Source organism: Kitasatospora sp. NPDC002965 (assembly GCF_040611255.1).
Taxonomy (GTDB): domain Bacteria; phylum Actinomycetota; class Actinomycetes; order Streptomycetales; family Streptomycetaceae; genus Kitasatospora.
Genome location: NZ_JBEXNT010000030.1, coordinates 34,785 through 56,280, shown reverse-complemented (window position 1 = coordinate 56,280; position 21,496 = coordinate 34,785). Strand labels below are relative to the sequence as shown.

General features: G+C 74.1%; 13 protein-coding genes. 4 read left to right on the top strand and 9 right to left on the bottom strand.

Annotation, left to right across the window (positions count from 1 at the left end):
• Positions 1–5 precede the first annotated feature (5 nt).
• The 4 genes from ABZY91_RS15100 (at position 6) to ABZY91_RS15085 (ending at position 2,585) form a co-directional block, all read left to right on the top strand.
• Positions 6–638, top strand: a complete 633-nt coding sequence (locus tag ABZY91_RS15100; protein ID WP_329882480.1) for an isochorismatase family protein — start codon at positions 6–8, stop codon at positions 636–638.
• Positions 635–1,447 carry an ABC transporter ATP-binding protein gene (locus ABZY91_RS15095; protein WP_329950788.1) on the top strand — a complete coding sequence of 271 codons (813 nt, stop codon included), beginning with the start codon at positions 635–637 and terminating at the stop codon, positions 1,445–1,447. Before ABZY91_RS15100 ends, ABZY91_RS15095 begins: the two co-directional genes overlap by 4 nt.
• Positions 1,444–1,944 carry a GNAT family N-acetyltransferase gene (locus tag ABZY91_RS15090; RefSeq protein WP_329950789.1) on the top strand — a complete coding sequence of 167 codons (501 nt, stop codon included), beginning with the start codon at positions 1,444–1,446 and terminating at the stop codon, positions 1,942–1,944. Before ABZY91_RS15095 ends, ABZY91_RS15090 begins: the two co-directional genes overlap by 4 nt.
• Before the next feature lie 194 nt (positions 1,945–2,138).
• Positions 2,139–2,585 carry an NUDIX hydrolase gene (locus tag ABZY91_RS15085; protein ID WP_355402576.1) on the top strand — a complete coding sequence of 149 codons (447 nt, stop codon included), beginning with the start codon at positions 2,139–2,141 and terminating at the stop codon, positions 2,583–2,585.
• 92 nt (positions 2,586–2,677) lie between these two features.
• On the opposite strand, the gene cyaB is transcribed toward ABZY91_RS15085, so the two are convergent.
• The 9 genes from cyaB to ABZY91_RS15040 all read right to left on the bottom strand — a co-directional run bounded on the left by cyaB (position 2,678) and on the right by ABZY91_RS15040 (position 21,462).
• Positions 2,678–3,238 carry a class IV adenylate cyclase gene (gene cyaB / locus ABZY91_RS15080; protein WP_355402575.1) on the bottom strand — a complete coding sequence of 187 codons (561 nt, stop codon included), beginning with the start codon at positions 3,236–3,238 and terminating at the stop codon, positions 2,678–2,680.
• A 13-nt stretch (positions 3,239–3,251) separates the two neighbouring features.
• On the bottom strand, positions 3,252–4,100 hold the full coding sequence (locus ABZY91_RS15075) for a helix-turn-helix transcriptional regulator (protein ID WP_355402573.1): 849 nt from the start codon (positions 4,098–4,100) through the stop codon (positions 3,252–3,254).
• Positions 4,101–4,790: 690 nt separating this feature from the next.
• The gene (locus tag ABZY91_RS15070; protein ID WP_329882484.1) at positions 4,791–5,909 is read right to left on the bottom strand and encodes an iron chelate uptake ABC transporter family permease subunit; all 1,119 of its coding nucleotides are present in this window, start codon (positions 5,907–5,909) and stop codon (positions 4,791–4,793) included.
• The gene (locus ABZY91_RS15065; protein ID WP_355402571.1) at positions 5,906–6,970 is read right to left on the bottom strand and encodes an iron chelate uptake ABC transporter family permease subunit; all 1,065 of its coding nucleotides are present in this window, start codon (positions 6,968–6,970) and stop codon (positions 5,906–5,908) included. The genes ABZY91_RS15070 and ABZY91_RS15065 overlap by 4 nt, the downstream gene beginning before the upstream one ends.
• On the bottom strand, positions 6,967–7,806 hold the full coding sequence (locus ABZY91_RS15060; RefSeq protein WP_329950793.1) for a siderophore-interacting protein: 840 nt from the start codon (positions 7,804–7,806) through the stop codon (positions 6,967–6,969). Before ABZY91_RS15060 ends, ABZY91_RS15065 begins: the two co-directional genes overlap by 4 nt.
• A 106-nt stretch (positions 7,807–7,912) precedes the next feature.
• Entirely contained in the window at positions 7,913–9,655 is a 1,743-nt protein-coding gene (locus ABZY91_RS15055; RefSeq protein ID WP_355402569.1) for an ABC transporter ATP-binding protein, read from the bottom strand.
• Positions 9,648–11,477 (bottom strand): ABC transporter ATP-binding protein, encoded by a 1,830-nt coding sequence (locus ABZY91_RS15050; protein ID WP_355402567.1) that lies wholly within the window; start codon positions 11,475–11,477, stop codon positions 9,648–9,650. The genes ABZY91_RS15055 and ABZY91_RS15050 overlap by 8 nt, the downstream gene beginning before the upstream one ends.
• Positions 11,478–11,556: 79 nt before the next feature.
• Positions 11,557–11,781 carry an MbtH family protein gene (locus tag ABZY91_RS15045; RefSeq protein WP_329882490.1) on the bottom strand — a complete coding sequence of 75 codons (225 nt, stop codon included), beginning with the start codon at positions 11,779–11,781 and terminating at the stop codon, positions 11,557–11,559.
• A 39-nt stretch (positions 11,782–11,820) separates the two neighbouring features.
• Positions 11,821–21,462, bottom strand: coding sequence for an amino acid adenylation domain-containing protein (locus ABZY91_RS15040; protein WP_355402564.1), 9,642 nt, complete (start codon positions 21,460–21,462; stop codon positions 11,821–11,823).
• Positions 21,463–21,496: the final 34 nt, after the last annotated feature.

Below are 21,496 nucleotides of genomic sequence, written 5' to 3'. Positions count from 1 at the left end.
CTCGAATGGCACTGCCTGCCATCGCCCCCTACGAACTGCCCGGCCCCGCGGACCTCCCGCCCCGCAAGGTGCCGTGGCAGGTCGACCCGGCGCGGGCCGCCGTCCTCGTCCACGACCTGCAGAACTACTTCCTCGGCGCGTTCCCCGCCGAGGGCCCCCCGCTGGCCCCCGCCCTGGCCAACACGGCCCGGATCCTGGAGTGGGCCCGCACGCTGGGCATGCCGGTGATCTACTCCCACCAGCGCGGCGGCCAGACCCCCGAGGAGCGCGGCCTCCAGCTGGACTTCTGGGGCCCGGGGCTGCCGGCCGACGAGCAGGCGCAGGGCGTGCCGGCCGTCGTCGCGCCGGCCGGGCAGGACGTCATGCTGCTCAAGTGGAAGTACAGCGCGTTCGCCCGCACCGAGCTGGCCGGCCTGCTGGAGAAGTCCGGCCGCGACCAGCTGGTGATCGTCGGCGTCTACGCCCACATCGGCGTCATGATGACCGCCGCCGACGCGTGGAGCCGTGACGTCCAGGCCTTCGTGGTGGGCGACGCCGTCGCCGACTTCTCCGCCGAGAAGCACACCGAAGCCCTGCGCTGGGCCGCCGAGAAGTGCGCCGTCGTGCTGAGCACCGCCGACCTCCTGGAGGAGAAGTGACCACCACCGGCGAGCGGCTGCACACCGAGAAGGTGACACTGCGGTACGGCGACCGGGCGATCGCCACCGACCTGTCGGTGGCGGTGCCCGACAACTCGTTCACCGTGATCGTCGGCCCCAACGCGTGCGGCAAGTCCACCCTGCTGCGGGCGTTCGCCCGGCTGCTCAAGCCCGCCTCCGGGCGGGTGCTCCTGGACGGCGAGCAGATCGGGGCCCTGCCGGCCAAGGAACTGGCCCGCCGGCTCGGCCTGCTGCCGCAGAGCTCCACCGCGCCGGACGGCATCACCGTCGCCGACCTGGTGGCCCGCGGCCGCTACCCCCACCAGGGGCTGTTCCGGCAGTGGTCGAAGGAGGACGAGCGGATCGTCGCCGAGTCCATGGCGGCGACCAACGTGGACGCCCTCGCCGACCGCTTCGTCGACGAGCTCTCCGGCGGCCAGCGCCAGCGCGTCTGGCTCGCCATGGCCATCGCCCAGCAGACCCCGCTGCTGCTGCTCGACGAGCCGACCACGTTCCTGGACATCGCCCACCAGGTCGAGGTGCTCGACCTGTGCGCGCGCCTGCACCAGGAGCAGGGCCGCACCCTGGTCGCGGTCCTGCACGACCTCAACCAGGCCACCCGGTACGCCACGCACCTGATCGCCATGCGCGACGGCGCGGTGGTCGCCGAGGGCGTGCCCGCCGAGATCGTCACCGCCGAGCTGGTCGAGCAGGTCTTCGACCTGCCCTGCCAGATCATCGAGGACCCGCAGACCGGCACCCCGCTGGTCGTCCCGCTGGCCCCCGTACGCCGCGGTACGGCCCGGTGACAGCGACGCTGCGCCCGTCCGCGGTCCTGCGGGCGGTCCGCGCCGCGGGCACGGACGCGCCGGCGCTCTACGCGCTCTCCGTCCCGTTCATGCGCTCCGGGGCGCTGCGCGAGCGCACCCCGGACGCCTACCGGCGGCCCGGCGACACCTTCCTGATGGTCCGCGCCGAGGACGGGGCGGCGCCCGGCCGGCTCGACGCGTGCGTCGCGCTGCGCGCGCTGGCGCCCGAGGCCGGCCGGCCGTCGACCGGGCTGCTGCACAACCTCTGCGTGCGGACCGGCCGTCAGGGCGCGGGCCTCGGCTCGCTCCTGGTGACGGCCGTCCTCGCCGAGGCCCGCCGCCGGGGCCTGCGCGCCCTGGTGACCGCCACCACCGGCGGCGGCGAGCTGTTCCTGCGCCACGGCTTCCGGGAGATCACCGCAGCGGCAGCCCCCGCCGAATGGGCGGCCGGCCTCGACCCGGCCCGCCACTCCCGGGTCTTCACCCGGGAGGTCTGAGCCCGGCACCCCCGCGACGGCGGGCCCGGTGGACCACTCCACCGGGCCCGCCGCGTTTGTCCGGACCACCGCGGGCGAGGTCGCGACCGGCACACGATCAAGCTGCCGGTCTGGCATCGTGAGGAGGATCTTCCCCCGGCCGAGCGGTACGTCCGCGCGGCCCGCAAGGTGATCGACCACCACGAGGAGCTGCTGTGACCTCCCTCTTCACCGCCGAACCCGGCTTCGTCCCCGGGCTGCTGGCCGACGCCGCGAGCGCCGGCATCGGGAAGCTCGTCGTCGGCGCGGTGATCACCGACGGGGACGGCCGGGTGCTGCTGCTGCGGCGCAGGCCCGAGGACTTCCTCGGCGGCCTGTGGGAGCTGCCCGGCGGCGGTGTGGAGCCGGGCGAGGAGCTGGGGCGGGCGCTGGATCGGGAGGTCCTGGAGGAGACCGGCCTCGACGTGGCCGAGGTCACCGGCTACGCCGGGGCCTTCGACTACTCCTCCGGCGGCGGAGTGACGACCCGCCAGTTCACCTTCGCCGTCACCGTCGGGAAGCACGAGCCGATCGTCCTCACCGAGCACGACGACTGGACCTGGGCGGACCGGGGCGCGCTGCCCGAGGTGAGCGACGAGACGCGGGCGCTGCTGGCCGACTGACTTCCGGTGTGCCGCCTCGTCCCGCCGAGCTGCTCTTCGGCGGGACGAGGGACGGAGTTCCTGAGCGGTGTTGCATCCGGTCCGCACGGGCCTCAGCGCGCGGCGGCCACGGCGTCGGTGTACTGCTCCGTCGTCAGATCGTCCTCCGCGATCCCGAGACCGGCCAGCACCGTGCGAACGACTCGGAGGGCAGGCCGCAGGTCGTCGTCCGCCTTCGCGATGGTCTCCAGTTCGATGAAGGTGCCGTCGATCTCGGGTACTCGGACGAGGGTCGCGAGAAGCAGCCGTCCGTCGGCGGTGAACGAGTAGTTCCTGCACCGCTTCTCGAACGCGATACGCGGGACGAATCCGAGAGCACGAACGATCTCGTGGACGGCCTCCGCGTCCTCCACCCGTGTCTCGGCCTCGGGCTTCGAAGCGGACGCCTCATCCACACGGGCACCCTTGTAGGTCAGGACGGTTCGGGTGTCGTCCGGGCTGTGCACGGTACGGATCCGCAGTTCCCGGTCCGCTCCCATGAGAGATCCGTCGGGTGCGTCGAAGTAGGTGTCGCGATAGACCTCCGCGCGCCCCGGCCCGTACCGGTCTTCGAGCAGCCGGAGAATCCCCTCGGGGTCCCGCACTACCGCCTTCAGTTCCGCCTCGATCGCCACCGTCAGCCCTCCGTCAGATCACGCGCTCGGCGTCGGCCACCATAGCGTCGAACAACCGGCGCCACCCTCGGTACAGCGGACCGTACGGAGTGGCCAGCACCTTGTAGGTTGCCGACTCGTGGCCCTCCCAATCCGCGTCGAACGCGCTGACGTAGAGCGTCTTGTCCAGCCGGATCACGCGCCAGACCGGCAAGGTCCGGTAGTGGTAGACCTCGACGTGGCCGACCTTCGAGAGCTCACGAAGACGGGCCTCGGCGAGCCGGACGCCACCGGCCAGTGACTCGGGGGACTCTCCGATCTCGGTTGCCCTGCGGACGAGCGACGGCGACTCCGGGTCCAGCAGGAGCACACGGAGACGGGGCGGCGTGTCGCCGTCGCGGTCGAGGTGCGGACGGAGTAGCGAGTCCCTGAGGCCCAGAAGGCCCAGGCCGCGGACGGCAAGGACGTCGAGTTCACCAGCGGACCGGGCGGACCGTCGGATCTCCGCGGCGGCGGCCGACTGGTCGGAGTAGACGCGGACGATCTCGGGGAATGCCGCGAGATCGAATGCCGCTCCGGGTGTCCGGCTCTCTCGGCGTGGGGCCAGGCCGAGCTGACGACGGGCGTCATCCGGCATGTTCAGACCATCCGCGATGCGCTCGAAGACGTCCAGACGGACGACCTCACGGCGGCCGTTGATGATCTCGTTGACCCGGGCCTGCGTCATACCGACCTGGACGGCGATGCGGGCCTGGCTGGCCCCACTGTGATGCTGCACGTACCGGAACAGACTTCCGATGTCTCGGTCGCGGAGTGCGGCGCAGATCCGGCCGGTCTGCCACGAGGCGTCGGGCAGCGTGATCGGTACCAGCGCGGAGCCCATGGCGATCCCCTCATCGGGAGCTATCTCACCGTGAGATTACCCTCTGGGTATCGCCCTTGACTGCAGGTCACCGAGACGCTGTGAGAGTGGAAGACCCTCCGACGCCGAAGCCACCCCTGTCCGGAGCCCAACTTCAGGGCAGAGCCTGTATTCGCTGCAACCACGCCGGTGGCGAGCTCGTTCGAGCCGGCCACGTCTACACCCCGACCGGCCCCGATCTGGCTCCCCTGGGCTGGGCAGTCGTCGCGCACGCCTGCCCGTGTCCCGCTCCCGAGGAGACCCGGTGACCGCCGTCGCCGCACGGCCCGACGGACCCGCCGACATCGTGGTCCACCTCGACACCGAACGAGGAGGCCGCTACATCTCGGCGGAGTGCCTGCTCGGCGCCCACCACGGGTGCCCCGGTGGGATTCGGGACGAGGCTCGTGCGGTGGTACTGGTATGCCTCTGCGGTGACACCGAATGCGTGTGCAGCCGTCATCTACCGGGAGGGAACCGGTGAGCGTCGGCGGTCGGAGTCCGGTCGCATCCGCGCGGGTCACGGGTTCGATCATCGCCGTGCCGACCCCGCGGCCAGGGGCAGCGCCGGCCCGGGACCCCCACGGGTGAACCGAGCCGCTACGGAGGCGGGCCCGGTGGATCGTCCGCCGGGCCCGCCGTCGTTCACCGCGTGTTCTGCGCTCCCCGGGGTCAGCCGCGTTTGGCGCGCCACTGGCCGAGGATCAGCCAGACCAGGTAGCAGCCGCCCACGACGCCGGTCAGGACGCCGACCGGGAGCTGGGTGGGCGCCAGCAGGCGCTGGGCCGCGAGGTCGCTGACGGCCAGGAGCAGGGCCCCGAGGAGGGTGGAGCCGAGCAGGTTGGGGCCGGTGGCCCGGGTGAGGCGGCGGACGGCCTGCGGGGCGATCAGGGCGACGAACGGGATCGGGCCGGCGGCGGCGGTGGCCGCGGCGGTCAGACCGACGCCGATCAGCACGAGCCAGACCCGGGCGCCCTCGGTCCGGACGCCGAGCGAGGAGGCCGCGTCGTCGCCCATCTCCAGCATCCGCAGCGGGCGCCCGAGCAGGACGGCGGCGGGCAGCAGCAGGGCGAGCGCGACGGCCATCGGCCCGCAGTGCTCCCAGCCGCGCGCGTTGAGGCTGCCGGTGAGCCAGACCGCGGCGCTCTGGGCGTCGCTGAAGGAGGCCCGGGCGATCAGGTAGGCGTTGAGCGAGGAGAGCAGCGAGCTGACGCCGATGCCGACGAGGACCAGGCGGTAGCCCTGGGTGCCGCCGCGCCGGGCCAGCAGGTAGACCGCGACGGAGGTGAGCATGCCGCCCACCACGGCGCCGCCGGCGACGGTGGCGGCGCTGCCGCCGATCACCAGGATCACCGCGAGGGCGCCGGTGGCGGAGCCGACGGTGAAGCCGATGACGTCGGGGCTGCCGAGGGGGTTGCGGGCGAGCGTCTGGAAGAGGGCGCCCGCGAGGCCCAGGGCCGCGCCGACCAGCAGCGCGGTGAGCAGCCGGGGCAGCCGCACCTCCATCACGATGTAGCGGTCGGCACGCCGTCCGCCGCCGGTGAGCACGTCGACCACGTCGGAGACGGGCAGCGGGTAGTCACCGGCGGTCAGCGACCAGACGACCACGCCGCAGAGCGCGGCGAGGATCAGCAGGCCGACGACGGTGGCGCGGGCGTGCCAGCGCAGCGAGAGGCCGCCGGGCAGCCGGACGGCGTGGAGCGGGACGGCGGGCCGCCCGGCCCCCGGCGGCCGGGTGGTCCGGCTCTTCTCGGGCGCGGCGGTCTGCTCGACCGTGGTGGGGCTGTTCACAGTTGGGCGATCCTCCGGCCGCGTACCAGGGCGATGAAGAGCGGGGCCCCGATGAAGGCGGTGACGACGCCGACCTGGAGTTCGGCGGGGTGCAGGGCGAGCCGGCCGATGATGTCCGAGGCGAGCAGCAGTACCGGGGCGAGGACGGCCGACAGCAGCATGATCCAGCGCTGGTCCGGCCCGCAGATGTGGCGGGCGAGGTGCGGGACGGCGAGGCCGATGAAGGCGATCGGGCCGACCGCGGCGGTCGCGGCCCCGCACAGCAGGGTGATCGCGAGCAGGCTGAGCATGCGGGTGCGGGTGGGGTTGGCGCCGAGTGCGTGCCCGGCGTCGTCGCCGAGCGCCAGGGCGTTCAGCGGCCGGCCGAGGAAGAGGGCGAGCACCGCGCCGGCCGCGAGGAAGGGGACGACCTGGCCGAGCACCGTGGAGTCGACGCCCGCGAGGGTGCCGACCTGCCAGAACCGGAAGCGGTTGAGGGTGAGCGGGTCGAGCAGGATCAGGCCGTTGACGAAGGCGGTGAGCACCGCCGTGACGGCGGTGCCGGCGAGGGCGAGCCGGGCCGGGGTGGCCGAGGCGCGTCCTCCGCCGCCGAGGATCTGCACGACGAGGGCGGCGACCGCCGCCCCGGCGAGGGCGAACCAGACGAAGGACCCGAAGGAGCGCAGGTCGAACAGGGCGGTGCCGGCGGCGACGGCGGCTGCGGCGCCGCCGTTGATGCCGAGCAGGCCGGGGTCGGCGAGCGGGTTGCGGGTGAGCGCCTGCATCATGGCCCCGGCGATGCCGAGGGCGGCGCCGACGGCGATGCCCAGCAGCGTCCGGGGGATGCGGGAGTGGTGGACCACGATCCAGTCCTCGGACGTGGGTTCGTGGTTCAGCAGGACGTGCAGGACCTGGCCGGGGGCCACCGGGCGGGCGCCGACGGCGATACCGGCGAGGGCGAGGAGCGCGAGCAGCAGGAGCGCCCCGAACAGCCAGGCGGTGCGGCGCGCGGTGCCGGCCCGGCCGCGCGGCGCGGAGGCCGTTCGGCTCGGGGCCGGCTTGTCGAGTGTGTCGGTGCTCATGCGTGCGGCTGGTGGTCGTCCTCGTGGTGGTCGTGGTTGGCCACCCCGCGCTTCCAGTAGCCGTCCACGTCGACCTGGTTCTTGGTCAGGCCGCACTCGTTGCGCAGGTAGCGGCGGATCGGCTTGAGGGTGTTGGCCTCGCCGGCGACCCAGGCGAAGCCCATGCCCTCGGGCAGCCGGGCGGCGCGGATGGCCTGCTCCAGCAGGTCGGTGCTGCCGGACCGGGCGTCGCCGCGGTGCACCCAGGTGACGGTGGCGTCGGTGTCGGTGGTCAGGAGCTGCTCGTGCTCGGGCCCGGGGACCTCGGCGAAGGCGAGGACCTTGACGCCGGCGGGGAGCATCTCCAGCCAGCGGGCGAGCGCGGGCAGCGCGGTCTCGTCGGCGCCGAGGAGGTACCAGTCGTGGACGAAGGGGATCTCCTCCGAACCGCGGGGGCCGAACACGCCGAGCTTCATGCCGGGTTCGGCGGCGGCGGCCCAGCTGGAGCCGACGCCGGTCCCGTGCAGGACCATGTCGATGTCCAGCTCCTTGGCCTCGCGGCGGTAGGAGCGGATGGTGTAGTCGCGGGTCAGCGGCTCGGACATGCCCTCGGGGGCGTCCATCCAGGTGTCGTTCTCGACGATCGGCTCGACCGGGAGGTCGTCGCCCTCGAAGGCGAAGCAGAGCTTCACGTGGTCGGTGGGGGCCTGCTCGCAGAAGCCGTCGAGTGCGTCGCCGGCGAAGGTGACCCGCACGGTGCCCGGCGTGACCCGGACGACCTGCTTGACCTCCAGCAGGCGGTACTTGAGCGGATGGCGGACGATCCGCATGCGCGGCGGTGCCGTGTCGGTGTTCATCGGTCAGCCCATTCCGTCGAGGTGTCTGCAGGCCCGGACAGGCCCGTGCCGCCGTTCCGGGGGGAGCCGGGACGGCGGCACGGGGCGATCATTTGATTAGGTTAGCCTAACCTCGAACTCCGAGACCAGTCGGGGTACCGGATTCGACGCTCCCACCTGCCGTTTCGTCACCCGTCAGGCGACCGCCGTCCAACCGGACCACCCGGGGCAGTCGGGCGATGGTGGCCGGCCGGTGGGCGATCACCACCAGGGTGCAGTCGGAGCGCAGTTCGTCGAGCGCGTGCTCCAGGCGGGCGGCGGTCACCGGGTCGATGTCCGCGGTCGCCTCGTCGAGGACCAGGACCGCCGGGTCCGCCAGGACCGCCCGGACCACGCCCAGGATCTGGCGCTCCCCCGCCGAGAGATTGCCGCCGCGCTGGCCCACCTCGGCGTCCAGGCCGCCGGGCAGGTCCTCCAGCCACTCCCGCAGGCCCAGTTCGTCCACGGTCCGCTCGATGCGCGCCCGGTCGGGCTCGCCCTGGACCAGGGCGAGGTTGTCGGCGATGGTGCCGGAGACCAGGCGGACCTCCTGCGGCACCAGGACGATCCGGCGGCGCAGCTGCTCCTCCGGGATGTCGGTGAGGTCGGTGCCGGCGAAGGTCACCGAGCCGCCGTCGGGCCGGTAGAGGCCGCAGAGCAGCTTGGAGAGCGTGGTCTTGCCGGAGCCGGTCTCGCCGACGACGCCGGTGCGGCTGCCCTGCGGGAAGTCCAGCGTCAGGCCGTGGAGGTCCAGGCCCTCGGCGCGGTAGCCGAACTCGACGGCGGTGCAGCGCAGGTCGCCGCGGGTGGCCAGGCCCTCCGCCCGGGCGGGGCGGCGGTCCGGGGTGGTGGCGGCCAGCAGGTCCAGCAGCCGGGCGAGGCCGGTGCGGGCGGTCTGCACCTCGCCGACGAGCTGGGAGATGTCGGCGAAGGAGTCGAACAGGTTGCGGCTGGCGACGACGAAGACCACCACGGTGACGACGCTCGCGGTGTCCCGGGTGACCATCCAGCCGCCGACCATCAGCAGCACCACGAGGGCGACGCCCTCGATCAGGCTGACCAGGTCGATCCGGTTCTCCACCCGCAGGGCGCGGCGGGCGGCGTGCACCGCGTGCCGGTTCTCGCGGTCGAAGCGCTTCGTCCAGCCCGCCAGGCCGCGGGAGGTCTGGAGGGCCTCCCGGGCGGTCAGCGTCTCGGAGAAGGTGGCGGCGACCGTCGCCTCGGCGGTCGCCTTGCCGCCGAACGCGGAGGCGGCGTCGCGCTGGAACCAGCGGGTCACCAGCAGGGTCAGCGGCAGGAACACGGCGATCTGGACGAGCAGCAGCAGCCACGAGTAGCTCGCCAGCAGCACCAGGGTGAAGGCCAGGGTGGCCACCGAGGAGACCAGGTTGCGCAGGTGCATGCGGACGAACGCGGCGAGCGCGGCGACCTCGCCGGTGGCCCGGCGCAGGAGTTCCCCGCTGCGGTGGGTCTCCAGGAAGCGCAGGGGGGCGGTGGCCAGGTTCTCCACCGCCTGCTCGCGCAGGGTGCGGACGACGTCCTCGCCGCCCTTGATCAGCAGCAGTTCGCCGACCCGGGCCAGCACCAGCTGGGCGAGGCCGAGCCCGGCCAGCAGGGCGACGGCGAGGCCGAGGCCGCCACGGTCGCGGTCGAGCAGGGAGCGGGCGGCCAGGCCGATGAGCGGGGCGACGGCGACCAGCGCGGCGGAGTCCGCCAGGCCGACGCCGAGGGCGATGCCGAGGCGGCCGCGGTGCGGGCGCAGGTAGGGCCAGGCGCGGCGGAGCACCGCGCGCTCGTCGGCCTCGTCCTTGAGCAGGGGCTGTTCAGCCACGAGCCACCTCCATGGCGTCCGGGGTGGTCACGGCGGCGGGGCCTTCCGGGGTGGCGCCGTCCTCGTCCGGGGCGCTGCCGCGCGGGGACTCCAGGGTCACGACGCGGTCGGCGGTGTCCAGGACGGCGGTGCGGTGGGTGGCGAACAGGACGGTGCGGTCCTGGCCGGCCCAGGTGCGCAGCCGGTCGAGGACGATCTTCTCGGTGGTGGTGTCCAGCGCCGACGTGGAGTCGTCCAGCAGCAGGACGGCGGGGTCGCCGAGCAGGGCGCGGGCGATGGCCAGGCGCTGGACCTGGCCGCCGGACAGGGCGGTGCCGCCCTCGCCGAGTTCGGTCTCGTAGCCGTCGGGCATGGCGGTCAGCTGGTCGTGGATGCCGGCGGTGCGGCACGCCTCGTACAGGGTCTCCGGGTCGATGTCGCGGCCGAGCCGCAGGTTGTCGGCGACGGTGCCGGAGAGCAGCACCGGCCGCTGGGCGACGTAGGAGATGCGCTCGCGGACCTGGTCGAGGCGGGCCTCGCGCAGGTCGGTGCCGCCGTAGGCGACGGTGCCGCCGTCGGGGTCGTCGAGGCGGACGGCGAGGCGCAGCAGCGTGCTCTTGCCGGATCCGGTGGCCCCGGAGACGGCGACGAACTCGCCGTGCCGGACGGTGAGGTCGACCGGCCCGAGGACGGTGCGGCCGTCCCGGACGGCGGTGACGCCGGTGAACGCCAGGGTGCCGTGCTCCGGCAGGTCGAGGGCCTTCCCGGCGGGCGGCTCGGCGACGACGGGGCGGATGGAGAGGGCCTCGTCGATGCGGGCGGCGGCGACGTCGGCCTGGCCGCGCTCCAGGAGGCGGTCGACCAGGACGCGGGTGGCGAGGGTGACGATGGCCATCCAACTGGTGAAGGCGGTGAGTCCGCCGATGGTCAGCCGGCCGTCGAGGACGGCGAGTCCGCCGAAGCCGACGCCGGCGGCGACGGCGAGGCGGGGGACGAACGGCCCGACGGCGGCCCAGCTGGCCTCGATGCGGGCGGCGATGACCGTCCGTTCGGTGACCTCGGCGCTGGCGCCGTGATGCCGGTGGACCAGCGGGCGGTGGCCGCCGGTGCCGCGCAGGCCGGTGCCGATCTGGAGCAGGTCGGCGACGGCGTCGGCGCGGTCGCCGTGGGCCTTGGCGAGCTCGCCGCTGGCCGCGGCGAAGCGGCGCGGGAAGTGCAGGTTGACCCAGACCAGGAAGGGCAGGGTGCCGAGGGTGACCAGCAGCAGGCTGAGGTCGAGCGCCGCGATGAGGGGCAGCACGGTGAGGAAGGTGACACCGAGGACGACCCAGACGGCCAGGCCGTGCACCCACTCGCGGACGAGGTCGGTGTCGCGGGTGGCGCGCATGGCGAGGTCGCCGTGGCCGCGCGAGGCGAGGGCGGCCCGGTCCAGGCCGGAGAGGTGGTGCAGGAGGCGGGCGCGCAGGTCGGCGCCGACCTTGGCGTCGGCGTAGCCGGCCCAGTACTGCCAGCCGTAGAGGCCGGCGAACTGGACGAGGGCGGCGAGCGCGGTGGCGCCGGCCCAGCTCATCAGGGCGCCGCTGTCGTGCTTCTCCAGGCCCTCGTCGAGCGCCTTCTGGACGCACCAGGGCACGGCGAGCAGGGCGAGCTGGCGGATCGCCGCGGCGGTCATGGCGGCGGCCACCGTGACCCGGTGGGGCTTCAGAGAGCCCCGGAGCAGGGCCCGGGCCCGGCGGCGGCGTTCGGCCGAGAGGGCACCGGGCTCCAGTTCCTCGTCGGCGAGTTGCTCGGCGGTCAGGCCGTCGGACGGGCCGGCGGCGGGTTCTGGCTGATGGGTGCTCACGCGATGGCCATCCGTCGGGTGTCTGCGGGGGGAAGCGGGACGGGAGGGGACGGCACGCGGCCGTCCCCTCCCGGGGCGGTCAGGAGGCCGCGGCCTCGGTCCGGGCTATCAGGCTCGCCGGACGCAGGTCCGTCCAGTTGGCGTCGATGTACTCGGTGCACGCCTGGCGGGTGTCCTCGCCGTGGACGGTGGTCCAGCCGGCCGGGACCTCGGCGAACGCGGGCCACAGGGAGTGCTGGTTCTCCTCGTTGACGAGCACGAGGTAGCGGGCGTCGTCGTCCTCGAAGGGGTTGGTGGCGCTCATCTGGTTCTCCTAGTGAGTCGTGGGAAGGGGAGGGGGCGGTCAGCCGGAGCAGGCGGTACCGTCACCCGGTTCCGCTCCGAGGGCGTCGTGGACCAGCCGGTCCACCAGGAAGTCGGCCAGGGCCGCGACGGTCGGCCTGGCGAGCAGGTCGGCCAGACCGATGTGACCCTCGAACTCGGCACGCAGCCGCTGGAGCAGCGACATCGCGAGCAGAGAGTGGCCGCCGAGGTCGAAGAAGTTCTCGTCGATGCCGAGCGCGGGCATGCCGAGCACCTGTGCGAACGCCGTGTGCACCGCCTTCTCGCTCGGGTACCGGGGTTCGCGCTGCGATCCCGACGACGTGTAGTCCTCGGCACCGGGCTCCGGCAGGGCCTTGCGGTCGAGCTTGCCGTTGACGGTCAGCGGCAGCGCGTCGAGGACGACGAACGCCGACGGCACCATGTACTCGGGCAGCCGGGACGCCAGCATACGCCGGATCTCGGTGGCCTCGATAAGGGTACCCTCACCTGGCACCAGGTAGGCAGCGAGGCGCTTCACACCGGGGGTGTCCTCACGGACCACCACCGCCGCCTGGGCGACGTCCTCGTGGGCCGCGAGGGCGTCCTCGATCTCACCGGGCTCGACCCGGTAGCCGCGGATCTTCACCTGGTCGTCCGCCCGGCCCAGGAAGTCCAGCAGGCCGTCGGCCCGCCAGCGCACCACGTCACCGGTGCGGTACATCCGCCCGCCCGGCTCGCCGAACGGGTCCGCGACGAACCGCTCCGCCGTCAGACCGGGGCGCTTCAGGTAGCCGCGGGCCAGGCCCACGCCGGAGACGTACAGCTCACCCGGCACACCGACCGGGACGGGCCGCAGGTGGCCGTCCAGGACGTGCGCGACGGTGTTCCAGATCGGCCGGCCCACCGTGGCGCTGGCGGAGTCGAGCGTGCCGCCGCCCAGGGTGTTGATGGTGTACTCGGTCGGACCGTACAGGTTGTAGCCCATCACGCCGGGGGTGTCGCGCAGCTTCGACCAGAGGGTCTCGGCCACCGCTTCGCCACCGAGCAGGACCAGCACCGGGCGGTGCCGGCCCTCGTCCAGGAGTCCCCGGTCCACGAGCGCCTGGGCGTACGACGGCGTCACGTTGATGACGTCCACCGCGTGCTCGGCGCAGTAGGCCGCGAGGGCCTCGGCGTCGCGGCGCAGGGCCTCGTCCAGGACGTGCACCTCGTGGCCCTCGACCAGCCAGAGCAGCTCCTCCCACGACATGTCGAAGGAGAACGACACCGTGTGGGCGATCCGCAGACGCCGGCCGCCGGCCGAGGCCACCACCGGGTCGAAGATCTCCTGCCGGTGGTTCAACTGCATGTTGGTCAGACCCCGGTACGGCGTCACGACACCCTTCGGACGCCCGGTGGAACCCGAGGTGAAGATCACGTACGCGGCGGAGTCCATGTCGACGGTGAGGCCGAGCGGGGTCGCCGGAAGGGCGGCGAGCTCGGCCTCGGTCTCCGGGGAGTCCAGCAGCAGGCGCTCGACGCCGGGCGCCTCGGGCATCCGGTCCACGGCGGCGGAGCTGGTCACCAGGCAGACCGGGGCGGTGTCCTCGACCATGAAGGCCAGCCGGTCCACCGGGTAGTCCAGCTCCAGCGGCAGGTACGCCGCACCGCTGCGCAGCACCGCGAACAGCGACGCCACCATCTCCAGCGAACGCGGCAGCCCCAGCGCCACCACCTGCTCCGGACCGGCACCCCGCGCCACGAACAACCGCGCCAGCCGGTTCACCCGCGCATCCAGCTCCGCGTACGTCCACGAGGACGCACCGAACACCAGCGCCACCTCGTCCGGCACCGACACCGCACGCTCCGCCAGCAGATCCGCCACCGAAGCCGACGGCAACTCACGACCCGTCGCCGCCCACTCCCCCAGCAACCCCCGCTCACCCGACGTCAGCACGTCCAGCGCGCCGATGCGGCGGTGCGGGTCGGCCGCGACCTGCTCCAGGACGGCGAGCAGGCGCTCGACCAGTCCCTCGGCGGTGGCCCGCTCGTAGAGGTCGGTGGCGTACTCGAAGGCGATGTCGATCTCCTCCGTCGAGGAGGTCTCCTCGAAGTTGAAGTCGAGTTCGAACTTCGCGGCGCCCAGCTCGAACGGCAGGATGCGGCTCTCCAGGCCGAGCAGCCGGCCGCCCTGGCCGTCGTTGTGCTGGTAGCCGAGCATCACCTGGAAGAGCGGGTGACGGCCGGGCACGCGCGGCGGGTTGACCGCCTCGACCAGCCGGTCGAAGGGCAGGTCCTGGTGGGCGAAGGCGGCCAGGTCGGTGTCCCGGGTGCGGCCCAGCAGGTCCGCGAAGGTCGGGTCGCCGGAAAGGTCGTTGCGCAGGACCAGGGTGTTGACGAAGAACCCGACCAGGGCGTCGAGCCCGGCGTCGGAGCGGCCCGCGACCGGGGCGCCGAGCGGGATGTCGGTGCCGGCGCCGAGACGGTGCAGCAGGGTCGCCACGGCGGCCTGGAGCACCATGAAGGTGGTGGTGCCGGTCGCCCGGGCGGCCTCCCGGAGCCCGCGGTAGACGGCGGGCGGCACCTGGGCGTACACGGTGTCGCCGCGGTAGCCGGCCACCGGCACGCGCGGGTGGTCGGTCGGCAGCGGCAGTTCCTCGGGCAGCCCGGCGAGCGCCTCGCGCCAGTAGGCGACCTGGCGGCTGTGCTGGCTCTGCGGGTCGTCGGCGGCGCCGAGCAGCTCCTGCTGCCAGAGGGTGTAGTCGGCGTACTGGACCGGCAGCGGCGACCAGGCCGGGGAGGTCCCGGCGACGTGCGCCGTGTACGCGGCCGTCAGGTCGTCGATGAAGGGGAGCATCGACCACTCGTCGCCCGCGATGTGGTGGAAGAGCAGGACCACGGCGTGGTCACCGGGGGCGATCTCCAGCAGGGTGACGCGCAGCGGCGCCTCCGCCGAGAGGTCGAAGCCGTGGCGGACGGCGGCCTCGACGTCGGCGGCCAGGGTCTGCTCGCCGGAGCGCACGACGTGGACGGCGTCCGCGAGGGCGGGGGCGTCCAGGACGTGCTGGTAGACGGAGCCGTCGCGCTCGGTGAAGACGGTGCGCAGGCTCTCGTGGCGCTCGGTCACCGAGCGGACGGCGGCGCGCAGGGCGTCGGTGTCGAGGGCGCCGGTGACCCGGACGACCAGCGGCACGTTGTAGGTCGCACCGGAGCCGTCGAGGTTCTGCAGGAACCACATCCGGCGCTGGGCGTGCGAGAGCGGCAGGTCCTGCGGCCGCTCGCGGCGGCCGAGGGCCGGGCGCTGCTCGCCGTCGCCGCCGGCCCGGTGGGCCAGACCCGCCGGGGTGGGCGCCTCGAAGAGGTCGCGGACCGTCAGCCGGCCGCCCAGCAGGGTGCGGATCCGGGTGACCAGGCGGGTGGCGAGCAGCGAGTGGCCGCCGAGGTCGAAGAAGTGGTCCTCGGGACCGACCTCGTTGAGGCCGAGCACCTCGCCGAAGGCGCCGCAGAGGATCTCCTCGCGGGCGTCGCGGGGGGCGCGGCCGGCGGAGGTGGTGTCGGGGACGGGCAGGGCGTTGCGGTCGAGCTTGCCGTTGACGGTCAGCGGCAGCGCGTCGAGGACGACGAACGCCGACGGGACCATGTACTCGGGCAGGCGCTGGGCGAGGCCGTTGCGCACCTCGGCGACGTCGACGCCGGCGCCGGCCGGCACGAGGTAGGCGGCGAGGCGCTTGACGCCGGGGGTGTCCTCACGGACCACCACGGCCGCCTGGGCGACGTCCTCGTGGGCCGCGAGGGCGTCCTCGATCTCACCGGGCTCGACCCGGTAGCCGCGGATCTTCACCTGGTCGTCCGCCCGGCCCAGGAAGTCCAGCAGGCCGTCGGCCCGCCAGCGCACCACGTCACCGGTGCGGTACATCCGCCCGCCCGGCTCGCCGAACGGGTCCGCGACGAACCGCTCCGCCGTCAGACCGGGGCGCTTCAGGTAGCCGCGGGCCAGGCCCACGCCGGAGACGTACAGCTCACCCGGCACACCGACCGGGACGGGCCGCAGGTGGGTGTCCAGGACGTGCGCGACGGTGTTCCAGATCGGCCGGCCCACCGTGGCGGTCGCGGAGTCGAGCGTGCCGCCGCCCAGGGTGTTGATGGTGTACTCGGTCGGGCCGTACAGGTTGTAGCCGAGGACGCCGGGGGTGTCGCGCAGCTTCGACCAGAGGGTCTCGGCCACCGCCTCGCCGCCGAGCAGGACCAGCACCGGGCGGTGCCTGCCCTCGTCCAGCAGGCCGCACTCCACCAGGGCCTGGGCGTAGGAGGGGGTGACGTTGATGACGTCGACGGCCTGCTCGGCGCAGTAGTCGGCCAGGCGCTGGGTGTCGCGGCGCAGGGCCTCGTCCAGGACGTGCACCTCGTGGCCCTCGACCAGCCAGAGCAGCTCCTCCCACGACATGTCGAAGGAGAACGACACCGTGTGGGCGATCCGCAGACGCCGGCCGCCGGCCGAGGCCACCACCGGGTCGAAGATCTCCTGCCGGTGGTTCAACTGCATGTTGGTCAGACCCCGGTACGGCGTCACGACACCCTTCGGACGGCCGGTGGAACCCGAGGTGAAGATCACGTACGCGGCCGCGTCCGGGTCGTAGGGCGCCCGGTACGGCTCGGCGGAGAGGCCGGCCAGCTCGGCGCGGACGTCCTCGGCGTCGAGCAGCACGGTGTTGTCGTGGGCCGGCATCAGGGCGGCGGCGGTGGAGTCGGTGATCAGGCAGGCCGGGGCGGTGTCCTCGACCATGAAGGCCAGCCGCTCGACCGGGTAGTCCAGCTCCAGCGGCAGGTACGCCGCACCGCTGCGCAGCACCGCGAACAGCGACGCCACCATCTCCAGCGAACGCGGCAGCCCCAGCGCCACCACCTGCTCCGGACCGGCACCCCGCGCCACGAACAACCGCGCCAGCCGGTTCACCCGCGCATCCAGCTCCGCGTACGTCCACGAGGACGCACCGAACACCAGCGCCACCTCGTCCGGCACCGACACCGCACGCTCCGCCAGCAGATCCGCCACCGAAGCCGACGGCAACTCACGACCCGTCGCCGCCCACTCCCCCAACAGCCCCCGCTCACCCGACGTCAGCACGTCCAGCGCGCGGACCGGGCGGTCCGGGTGGTCGACGATCTGGTGGAGCAGGGCGACCAGGCGTTCGGCGTGCGCCTCGACGGTGGCGCGCTCGAAGACGTCCGGGCGGAACTTCCACTCGAAGGAAAGGGCCTCGCCCGGGTTGGTGATGAAGATCAGCGGGAAGTGCGTGGCGTCGACGTCGACGACGTCCTGCACGCCGAGGCTCTCCCGGATGCGGTCCCGGACGCCCTGGTCGGCGGGCGTGTTGCGGAGCACCTGGAGGGTGTCGAAGAGCCGGCCGAAGCCGGTGCCGCGCTGGATCTCGCCGAGCCCGATCTGGTGGTGCGCCAGCAGGGTGGTCTGCTCCGCCTGGAGGCGGGTGAGGAAGCCGGCGACGCTCTCGGCGCCGTCCAGCCGGGCCCGGACCGGCACCGTGTTGAGGAACATGCCGATGGTGGCGTCGATGCCGGCCAGTTCGGCCGGGCGGCCGGAGACGGTCGCCCCGAACACCACGTCCTCGCGGGCGGTCAGGCCGGACAGCAGCAGGCCCCAGGCGCCGGAGAGCACGGTGTTGAGGGTCAGGCCGCGCTCGCGGGCGAAGGCCGCGATCCGGGCGGTCAGCTCGGCGGATATCCCCGCGGTGACCTCCTGCGGGAGCAGCGCGGCCCGCTCGCGGGCCTGCGGCGCCAGCAGCGTGGGCTCGGCGAGGTCCGCCAGGGCCTCGCGCCAGGCCGTCCGGCCCTGCTCGGCGTCCTGGGCGGCCAGCCAGCGCAGGAAGTCCCGGTAGGGCAGGCCGAGCTCGGGGGCGCTCTCGCCCGCGCAGCCGATCAGCAGCTCCTGGAGGAACAGGCCGGCCGACCAGCCGTCCCAGAGCAGGGCGTGGTTGGTGATCAGGATGCGCTGGCCGCCGCCCGGGGCGAGCACCGACACCAGGCGCAGCAGCGGCGGGGCCGCCAGGTCGAACCGGGTGGCGGCCTCGCGCTCGGTCAGCCGGCCGAGCTCGGCCTCGAACTCGGCCGGGGTCAGGGCGGAGAGGTCGGTCTCGGTGAGCGGCACGTCGACGACGCGCGGCACGAACTGCACCGGGCGTCCGGGCGCGTCCTGCAGGAAGCCGGCCCGCAGGTTGGGGTGGCGCTCCAGCACGGCGGCGACCGCGGACCGCAGCACCTCCAGCGGCACCCGGCGGGTCAGCGTGACGAGGTCGCGGGAGGTGTAGACGTCCAGGGCCTGGTCGTCGTAGCCGGCCTCGAAGAGCAGGCCCTCCTGGAGCGGGGAGACCGGCCAGATCTCCTCGATCTCCAGCTTGGGCGCGACGGCGCGGACGGCGGCGAGCTCGGCCTCGGTGGAGGCCGGCAGCTCGGGCAGCGCGGGGGCCTCGGCGGCGGCGCCGCGCGCGTCGGCCAGGGCGGCCAGCGTGGCGGGGGTGCGGCCCTCGAAGACGTCGCGGGGGCTGAGCGAGAGGCCCTCGGCGCGGGCGGCGCCGATCAGGCGGATCGAGGAGATGGAGTCGCCGCCGAGGCGGAAGAAGTCGTCCTCGGCGCCGGTCGCGGGCAGGCCCAGGACCTCGGCGTACAGCTCGCAGAGGAGTTGCTCGGTCTCGGTCTCGGCGGCCCGGCCGGCGGACCCGCCGGCGTAGTCGAGGGCGTCGTCGGGCAGGGCCTTGCGGTCGAGCTTGCCGTTGACGGTCAGCGGCAGCGCGTCCAGGACGGCGAACGCCGAGGGGACCATGTACTCGGGCAGGCGGGCCGAGACGGCCTCGTGCAGGGCGGTGGTGTCCAGGCTCGCGCCCGCGGCGGGCACCACGTAGGCGACCACGCGGTCGACGGCGCCGGAGCGCACCAGCACCGCGCTGTGGGCGACGCCGGGCTGCTCGGCGAGCACGGCCTCGATCTCGCCGAGCTCGATCCGGTAGCCGCGGATCTTGATCTGGTCGTCCACCCGGCCCAGGTAGTCGAGGGTGCCGTCGGGGCGGCGGCGCACCAGGTCGCCGGTGCGGTACATCCGGGTGCCGGGCGCACCGTACGGGTCGGCGAGGAAGCGCTCGGCGGTCGGGCCTGGGCGGTCCAGGTAGCCGCGGGCCAGCTGGACGCCGGCCAGGTACAGCTCGCCGGGGGAACCGGCCGGGACGTGCCGCAGCAGCGCGTCCAGCACGTAGGCGCGACCGCCGGCCAGCGGGCGCCCGACGCTCGGGGTGTCGCTGTCGGCGAGGTCGGCGAGGAGCGCGTCGACGGTGAACTCGGTGGGGCCGTAGTAGTTGAGGGCGCGCAGGCCGGGGGTGGCGCGCAGCCGGCTCCACAGCGGCTGCGGCAGGGCCTCGCCGCCGAGCAGGAGCACGGAGGGGCGGTGGCCGCCGTCGAGCAGGCCGCAGTCCAGCAGCTGCTGGGCGTGGGTGGGCGTCAGGTCGAGGACGTCGATCCGCTGCTCGCGGGCGTAGCCGACCACGGTCTCCGCGTCGCGCCGCTCGGCGTCGCCGAGGACGTGCAGCTCGTGGCCGCCGAGCAGCCAGAGCAGCTGGTCCCAGGAGGAGTCGAAGGAGAAGGAGGCGACGCTCAGAGCGCGCAGCCGCCGGCCGTCGGCGGCCTCGGCGAAGGCGCCGGTCAGGTGGTCGTGGGCGAGGTTGGCGAGCGCGGCGTGCGGGACGACGACACCCTTGGGGCGGCCGGTGGAGCCGGAGGTGTGGATGACGTACGCGGCCTGGGCGGGGTCGACGGGCCCGCCGCGCTCGGCGTCGCCGAGCGGGCCGCCGGGCAGCGCGGCCAGGGCGTCGGCGACGGCCGGGTCGTCCAGCAGCAGGGTGGCGGTGCCGGGTGCCACGGGCAGCCGGCCGGCCACCTCGCGGGTGGTCAGGACCACGGCCGGACGCACGTCGTCGAGGAGCACGGCGAGGCGCTCGTCCGGGTGGTCCAGGTCGAGCGGCAGGTAGGCGCCGCCGGCCCGGAGCACGGCCAGGATGGCGACGACGGAGTCGGCGGAGCGCGGCAGGGCGAGCGCGGCGACCCGCTCGGCGCCGAGGCCGCGGCCGATCAGCAGCCGGGCCAGCCGGTCGGCCCGCTCGGACAGTTCGGCGAAGGTCAGGGAGGCGGTGCCGCCCGACAGGGCCGGGCCCACCAGGGCCACGGTGTCGGGGGTGCGCCCGGCGAGGGCGGTGAGCAGCTCGGTGACCGGGGCGGCGTCCGCGTCGGCCGGACGGCCGGCCACGGTGGCGTCCAGGGCGGCGTGCTCGGCGTCGTCCAGCAGGTCGAGCCGGGCGAGCGGGAGGTCGGGGTCGTCGGCGAAGGCGGTCAGCAGCGCGAGGAAGCGGTCCGTGAGCCGCTCGGCCCGGGCCTGCTCGAACAGGTCGGGCCGGTACTCCAGCTCGACGCGCAGCTCGGCGCCGGGCAGCACGGTGACGCCGAGCGGGTAGTGCGTGGCGTCGCGGGCCCCGAGGGCGGTGATGGCGAGACCGTCCGTACCGCCCAGGTTCTCGCGCAGCGCGTCACCGCCGCCCTGGTAGTTCTCCACCACGAGCAGGGTGTCGAAGAGGTCGCCCTCGACCGCGCTGCGGCGCTGGATCGCGCCCAGGCCCAGGTGCTGGTGGGCCAGCAGCTCGGCCTGCTCGCGCTGCACCGCGGCGGCGGCGCCGGCCAGGGTCGCGCCGGGGTCGAGCCGGACGCGCACCGGCACGGTGTTGATGAACAGGCCGACCATCGACTCGGCGCCCGGCAGGTCGTCGGGGCGGCCGGAGACGGTGGTGCCGAACACGACGTCGGTGGTCCCGGTGAGGGAGCCGACCAGGACGCCCCACAGGGTGTGGGCGACGTTGCCGAGGGTCAGGCCGCGCCCGCGGGCCGCGGCGGCGATCCGCCCCGACAGCTCGGCGTCGGCGTAGCGGGTGACCAGGCCCGGCTCCACGGCGGTGGCCGCGACGGCGCCGGGCGCCACCGGGTGGGCCTGCTCGAAACCGGCCAGCGCCGCGCTCCAGGCGGCCTCGGCGGCGGCGGTGTCCCGCGTGGCCAGCAGCGCCAGGTGGTCCTTGTAGGGGCGGACGGCCGGCAGCACCGAGAGGTCACCGGCGGAGCCGTACAGGGCGAGCAGCTCGCGGAAGACGATCGGCATGGACCAGCCGTCGAGCAGCAGGTGGTGGCAGGTCAGCACGAGCCGGGAGCGGCCGTCGCCCAGGCGCAGCAGGGCGAGGCGCAGCAGCGGCGGCGTGTCCAGGTCGAAGCGGCGGTGCCAGTCCTCGTCCATGGCCGCGAGGACGGCCGTCTCCTGGGCCCCGCCGTCGAGCGCGGTCAGGTCGACCTCGCGCAGCGGGGTGTCCACGGTGCGCTGGACGAACTGGACCACGGCCTCCGGGTCCTCGTACCAGAAGCCGGCCCGCAGGTTGGCGTGGCGGGTGAGCAGGGCGTCCAGGGCGGCGGCCAGGCGGGGCGTGGCGAGCGGGCCCGCGAGGTCCAGGTGGGACTGGACGACGTAGACGTCACGGGCCTGGTCGTCGTACAGGGAGTGGAAGAGCAGGCCCTCCTGGAGCGAGGACAGCGGGTAGACGTCCTCCAGGTCCGATTCGGCCGCGCCCTCGGCCTGGGGGTCGTCGATCGGTGCGGTGGAGTCGTTCATCACGGTCTTCTCGGTCCTGGTGGTGGGGAGGTGG